At 48.1% G+C, this 6,749-nt stretch carries 6 protein-coding genes and 1 pseudogene; 5 read left to right on the plus strand and 2 right to left on the minus strand.

Features of this window, described 5'->3' with window-relative positions; all coding sequences use genetic code 11:
- Window positions 1–120 (plus strand): annotated as a pseudogene (locus tag RMO84_RS21375) (succinate dehydrogenase/fumarate reductase iron-sulfur subunit); the annotation flags it as partial.
- Window positions 121–254: 134 nt separating this feature from the next.
- Here the strand turns inward: RMO84_RS21375 and RMO84_RS14030 are convergent.
- Entirely contained in the window at window positions 255–410 is a 156-nt protein-coding gene (locus RMO84_RS14030) for a hypothetical protein (RefSeq protein WP_310489069.1), read from the minus strand.
- Window positions 411–458: 48 nt separating this feature from the next.
- Here RMO84_RS14030 and RMO84_RS14035 point away from each other — a divergent pair, with 48 nt between their 5' ends.
- Window positions 459–2,228, plus strand: a complete 1,770-nt coding sequence (locus tag RMO84_RS14035; RefSeq protein ID WP_310489071.1) for an ATP-binding protein — start codon at window positions 459–461, stop codon at window positions 2,226–2,228.
- A 14-nt stretch (window positions 2,229–2,242) separates the two neighbouring features.
- On the opposite strand, the gene RMO84_RS14040 is transcribed toward RMO84_RS14035, so the two are convergent.
- Window positions 2,243–2,410: a metallothionein gene (locus RMO84_RS14040; RefSeq protein WP_310489073.1), complete on the minus strand. Its 168-nt coding sequence runs from the start codon at window positions 2,408–2,410 to the stop codon at window positions 2,243–2,245.
- A 249-nt stretch (window positions 2,411–2,659) separates the two neighbouring features.
- On the opposite strand from RMO84_RS14040, the gene RMO84_RS14045 reads away from it, so the two are divergent.
- The 3 genes from RMO84_RS14045 to RMO84_RS14055 all read left to right on the plus strand — a co-directional run.
- A complete protein-coding gene (locus RMO84_RS14045; protein WP_310489074.1) occupies window positions 2,660–3,673 on the plus strand; it encodes a type I glyceraldehyde-3-phosphate dehydrogenase in 1,014 nt (337 codons plus the stop codon).
- 180 nt (window positions 3,674–3,853) lie between these two features.
- Entirely contained in the window at window positions 3,854–5,629 is a 1,776-nt protein-coding gene (locus tag RMO84_RS14050) for an ABC transporter ATP-binding protein (RefSeq protein WP_310489076.1), read from the plus strand.
- A gap of 404 nt (window positions 5,630–6,033) precedes the next feature.
- Window positions 6,034–6,749: response regulator (locus RMO84_RS14055; protein ID WP_310489075.1), on the plus strand; the 716-nt coding region annotated here is incomplete at its 3' end.

Genomic DNA, 6,749 nt, shown 5'->3' on the forward strand with positions numbered 1-6,749 from the left:
ATGGACGCCGAAGGCTTCGGTGCTTGTAGCAATACCGGCACCTGTGCTGCTATCTGCCCCAAAGAAATCTCGATCGACACCATCGCCCAGCTCAACCGCGAATATCGGCAAGCTCTTTGATAGTTGATAGTTGGGAGTTGGGAGTTGGGAGGCAGGAAGACGGGGGAGGGGGACTGGATCGCATTTCAACTACTCACTCCCAACTCCCAACTCTCCCCTAAAACCTAAGTTACGTTCGTTACACAAATAAAGCTTTATGCTAGTAGATGAAGACCCGATCGATCCCCGTCGGTGAGTGTTGTTATTGAGACAATCTTGAAGAACGAAACTTGTTGACTGTCAGGATGGAGCCGAGGATTTGTAGAGAGCGGTTCGTCGCAAGTGCCCAGTTCGCGATTTGTTAGTCTCATCAACGATCGATCGGCATATTCATTATCGTCTGGATCGTGAGGTTGCCAATGATTGCTACTGCTAGTAAAAATGACAGCTCCGATAATGACGATCGATCGAGCTGTACGATTTTAATTGTCGATGATGCCGAAACCGATCGACTCACTTATCGACGGTATTTGGAAGCGTCACCCACATTGGGGTGCAGCACGATCGAATTCGCCCTCGGTGCGGATGCGCTAAATTGGTGTACGAAAAATGCCCCCGATCTAATTTTGCTCGATTACTTACTGCCCGATATCGATGGGTTGGCATTTTTGCAGGATTTGACCGCACAAATGGGGACGCTACCGCCAGTGGTGATGTTGACGGGGCAAGGTAGCGAAGCGGTAGCGGTAGAGGCGATGAAACGCGGTGCCAGGGGCTATCTCGTCAAAGGACAACTCACAGCACAGCGATTGATCGACTCCGTTACCAGTGCGTTGACAGAACAACGGCTGCAAGCGCAGATCGCTAGGCAGGAACGGCGGCAACAGCTAGTCGCGAGTATCATGCTTCAGATCGGGCACTCGATCGAGTTGTCCGCGATCCTCCAAGCTGGTGTCGATGGCGCGCGCGCACTCCTCGACTGCGATCGAATGATGGTCTACAAATTGCATCCCGATCTGAGTGGGACGATCGTCGCTGAATCTGTGCTGCCGCAGTGGTCGCCAGCATTAGGCCGGACGATCGAGGAAAATTGCTTTCAGGGCGATCGCTCGGCGGCGATGGCCAACTACCTCAACGGACATCAGCTCATCGTCGCCAATATCCACACAGCCGAACTCACACCCTGTTATGTGGAGATGCTCGAACAATTTCAGGTCGAGGCATTACTCGTCGTGCCGATCTTGTGTCGCGATGTCTCACCAGCCAACGCACCGCGCGTCTGGGGTTTGGCGATCGCCCACAACTGCAAAAAACCACGGGTATGGCACCCAGACGAACTCGATTTACTCGCAGAAATCTCTATTCAAATGGCGATCGCCATTCAACAAGCAGAGCTGATCGTCGATCTCCGGCAGACCCTCGCCCAACAACGAGCTGTCGAACAACAATTGCGCGATCGAGTCATCGAAATCGAGCAAACCAATTTGCGGCTCTCAGTGGCAACTAACTTACTCGAAAAACGCAATCAAGAACTCGATGAATTTGCCTGTATTGCCTCTCACGATTTGCAAGCCCCATTACGCGGTATTGGCAATCTCGCTGACTGGCTATCCAAAGATCTCGACGGCCAACTTCCTGCCGAAAATCAGCAGCAAATCGACTTAATCCAATCGCGAGTATTGCAAATGAGCGCGCTGATTAATGGGCTACTTCAGTATGCCCGAGTTGGCCGCGAGCAAGTCGATGCGATGACAGTCAATGTCAGTACAATCGTTGCTGAAGTTATCGAAACGATCGATCCACCGTCAGAGTTTCACGTTAAGTTCGCAGATAATCTACCCACATTGCACACCCAAGTTTTGCTATTAAAACAGGTGTTTGCCAATCTCATCGGCAATGCAATTAAATACCACGATCGGCCTAATGGTAATGTAGACATTTTGGCAACCGAACGCGATTATTTTTGGCAATTTACAGTTGTCGATGATGGCCCTGGCATTGCCCCAGAACACCACAAAAAGATCTTTGGAATTTTCCAAACTTTGATGGGTCGAGACAATCATCAGGGTTCGGGAGTTGGCCTCTCGATCGTCCAAAAGATCGTCGAGAGTCAAGGGGGTGTCGTCTGGGTAGATTCAGATTTAGGGCGGGGCAGTGCGTTTTCTTTTACCTGGCCGAAAGTAATTTAATTGGTGTTGCGGTGCTAGGCAGCGCAATTACAACCACTCCGTCCGCAGACTTGTCCGTTGGGATGACCGTCGGCACAAGCTTGACTACAATAGCCTTTGCCATCTTTGAGTACTGCTGTTTCGAGGGAAACATTGCACAGACAGGGATTACAAGCACATTTGGTTTGAGTTGCTTCAGTCACGATCGGGTACCTCTAATCGACTACTCTTTCTAGCATAATCTGCAACCAGCGATTCGTTCGTGAAGATTTTGGAGCTACTCCTGTTTTCGAGCTGATTTTGGCAGCTCGATCGAGTCGATCCATCCCCAGCCCTAAAAAAAGTCACCGCGATCGCCACGATAAAGTTATAGATGTGTATAGTTTGCGGTACGATCTAGTTTTATCACTGGTATATAAAACTAGAAATTTAGAACAAGAGGGCAAGAGGCTGTGATTAGAGTAGCGATTAATGGGTTTGGACGGATCGGACGGAACTTTATGCGGTGCTGGCTGGGCAGAAAGAATAGCCACATCGAAGTCGTAGGCATCAACGATACTTCCGATCCGCGCACCAACGCACACTTGCTCCGATACGACACCATGTTGGGCAAGTTCGACGCAGATATTAGTGCTGATGACAACACGATTACGGTCAATGGCAAAATCATCAAATGCGTCTCCGATCGCAACCCAGACAACTTACCTTGGAAAGAGTGGGAAATCGATCTCGTGATCGAGTCTACTGGTGTCTTCATCAGTCATGCTGGTGCTTCCCGCCATATCAATGCTGGTGCCAAAAAAGTGCTGATTACAGCACCAGGTAAAGATGAAGATGGTACCTTCGTAGTCGGCGTCAACGAAAAAGACTACGACCACAACAAGCATTTCATCATCAGTAATGCCAGTTGTACCACCAACTGTCTCGCCCCCTTTGCTAAAGTCCTCAATGACAACTTTGGGATCGTCAAAGGCACGATGACCACTACCCACAGCTACACTGGCGACCAACGCTTGCTGGATGCTTCCCACCGCGATTTGCGTCGGGCGCGGGCAGCGGCGATGAATATCGTCCCCACATCTACTGGTGCGGCAAAAGCTGTAGCTTTGGTCTTACCAGAACTCAAAGGTAAGCTCAATGGGATTGCTCTGCGGGTACCTACTCCCAACGTCTCGGTCGTCGATTTGGTGATCAACGTTGAGAAGAAAACCTTTACCGAAGAAGTCAATGCGACCCTCAAAGCAGCCGCAGAAAGCTCGATGAAAGGGATTATGGACTTCTGCGAGTTGCCCCTAGTTTCGAGCGATTTCAAGGGCACTGATGCCTCTTGTACGATCGATTCTAGTCTGACGATGGTCATGGGTGACGATATGGTCAAAGTGATCGCTTGGTACGATAACGAGTGGGGCTACAGCCAACGCGTCGTCGATCTCGCCGAAATCGTCGGTGAGAAATGGGTTAAGTAGGAGTTGCTGTACCACCGTATGGGAGTTGGGAGTTAATAGAGGGCATAGCCCTCTTCGATGAGCCGCCCATAAACTCATAACTTTGTAAAACAAGACCCCGCACACTGTGCGGGGTCTTGTTTTTTGACTTATATGTAGCAAACTCCCAACTCCCATACGGTGGTACAGCAACTCCTAACCATGAATAGTAACGTGCATCCCCTGCAAAGATTGTTAGCCTACGGACGCCAATATCGGGGCAATGCTTGGCAAGCAGGTATTTCCTCAGTCTTTAATAAATTGTGCGATGTTGCGCCGGAAATTCTGATCGGGATTGCGGTAGATGTCGTTGTCAAAAAACAAGATTCATTCTTGGCGACATTGGGGATTCAAAATGTCGAACAGCAATTAATAATTCTGACAATTATTACTGTCATTGTGTGGGTGTTAGAATCGCTATCCCAATATGTCTACACAAATCTCTGGCGCAATCTCTCCCAAAAGATCCAGCACAATCTTCGCCTCGATGCTTACGGACATATCCAACAATTAGAACTAGCATACTTTGAAAATCAAAGTACTGGTAATCTGATGGCAATCTTGGGTGATGATATCAATCAGCTCGAAAGATTTTTAGATGTTGGAGCTAATGAAATCATTCAAGTGCTGACTAATGCGATCGTTATCGGTGGCGTATTTTTCGTGCTGGCACCGGCATTGGCATGGTGGTCGATCGTGCCGATTCCGATTATTATTATCGGGTCGATTTTATTTCAAAAAAAGCTGGCACCTTATTATGCTAACGTGCGGGAAAAAGTTGGCTTATTAAATAGTCGGCTGGCGAATAATTTAGGTGGGATTACTACGATCAAAAGTTTTACCACCGAAGCTTACGAACTCGATCGAGTCCGTGCGGATAGCGAAGCCTATCGTCAGAGTAATCGTCGGGCGATCTCTATCAGTGCGGCATTCGTACCGTTAATTCGGATGGCGGTGTTATTTAGCTTTGCGATGACTCTACTATTAGGCGGGATTGCAGCTGTAAATGGTCAATTGGGTGTCGGTACTTATAGTATTCTCATTTATCTGACGCAGCGGTTATTATGGCCGCTAACGCGATTGGGTGAGACGTTAGATCTCTATCAACGGGGGATGGCTTCGACTCATCGGGTGATGGATTTATTAGATACGCCAATCGCAATCGATTCCGGCACGATCTCTTTACCACAAGTTCGGGGCGAGATCGAACTTAAGGATGTTACTTTTGCTTATCCCGATCGCGGTAATGTTGTCGAAAAGTTGTCGCTTAAAATCCCCGCTGGTAAAACGATCGCGATCGTCGGGGCGACAGGTTCGGGTAAAAGTACGTTGGTTAAATTGTTACTGCGGCTCTATGAAATCCAGTTGGGAACGATTACTTTAGATGGGATTAATATTCAAGATCTGCATCTGGCCGATTTGCGTAAAGCGATCGGGTTAGTCAGTCAGGATGTGTTTTTATTTCACGGCTCGGTACTCGAAAATATTGCTTATGGCAATCCTGCTGCTAATTTAGTAGATGCAATTGCGGCGGCTAAAATTGCGGAGGCTGATGATTTTATCGGTCGATTACCCCAGGGCTATGATACGATCGTGGGCGAACGCGGACAGAAATTATCGGGGGGACAACGCCAACGCATTGCGATCGCGCGAGCAGTTTTAAAAAACCCGCCAATTTTAATTTTAGATGAAGCGACATCGGCGGTAGATAACGAAACAGAAGCAGCAATTCAAAGATCTTTAGATCGAATTACGCTCGATCGCACGACAATTGCGATCGCTCATCGACTCTCAACCATTCGCAATGCCCATCAAATTTATGTGATGGAGCGCGGACAATTGGTAGAAGCGGGTACTCATGACGAATTACTCGCACTCGATCGCATTTACGCGGGATTATGGAAGATCCAACAAAATGCTAAGGTTGCTGCTCGATAGTTCGCACCCAAACCCAAACGTTCGATGGATTAGCGCAATTGTCAGACCAATTTAACCAACGATGTGGCGATCCTCAATCGTCACAATTGATACACAAAATTCAGTTCGATCGCGAGGTTAATCCTACTTACAAATAAAACTGTTGCAACTGAAATCTTAAATATTTGTGTAGATTAACTAGGGCATCAAACTTGACGATCGGGGGACACAGATGCAGTAAATCCGGATGCTGGGCATAGCCCAGCATCCGGATTTTGAATTTTTTGGGAAGTAGCCGCTGCTGGAGATCGGATAGAAAAAATCATTCAAAAATGGTAGGATTTTCAGATATTCTCAAAAACTTTAAAACAAACTAACTTTTTACAAAAAGCAACCTGTAGTTGGCTGCGGTCTAATTCAAATTTATGAGTGGTTCACCTTACAAACTACTGATCGTCGATGATTTTGCTGCCGATCGCGAGTTATATCGTCGCTCTCTGTTGGCAGACTCCAGATCTACATATCAGCCGATCGAAGCCGAGTCAGTGGCGGAGGGGCTAGAATTATGCCAAAGCCAGTCGATCGATGGAGTCTTGCTCGATTACATGCTCCCCGATGGGGATGGGTTGGAGTTTTTGACGGCATTAGCCGCGCAACACAATGGCAATGCGCCCCCAGTGGTGATGATGACGGGGCACGGCAACGAAACTATTGCCGTGCAAGCGATGAAGCTAGGTGCTCAAGATTATCTGATTAAGCGCGATCTGACCCCGGAAATATTGCAGTTAGCGATCCGGAACGCGATCGACAACGCCCGTCTGAAGCGACAATTGGCGCAGTGCCAAGAACGCTTTCGGATGTCGATCGACAATATGCGCGAGTGCGTTGCCATTCTCTCGGCAATTCGCGATGAATCTGGGCAGATTAGGGACTTCCGATTTGACTATCTCAATTCGGCAGCACTCGAAAATAATCGGATGACTCTCAAAGATATTGGGAGACCTTTGTGTGAAGTATTTCCTGCCGTTCGTACTTCGGGTTTATTGGCTGAATACTGCCAATTGATGGCTACCGGGCAACCGCTGATTAAAGAAGAACTAGTATATGAGGATGTCTTTGGTGGGGAAAGACTGACTAGGGC

It is taken from the genome of Chamaesiphon sp. VAR_69_metabat_338, from assembly GCF_031423935.1.
GTDB lineage: Bacteria > Cyanobacteriota > Cyanobacteriia > Cyanobacteriales > Chamaesiphonaceae > Chamaesiphon.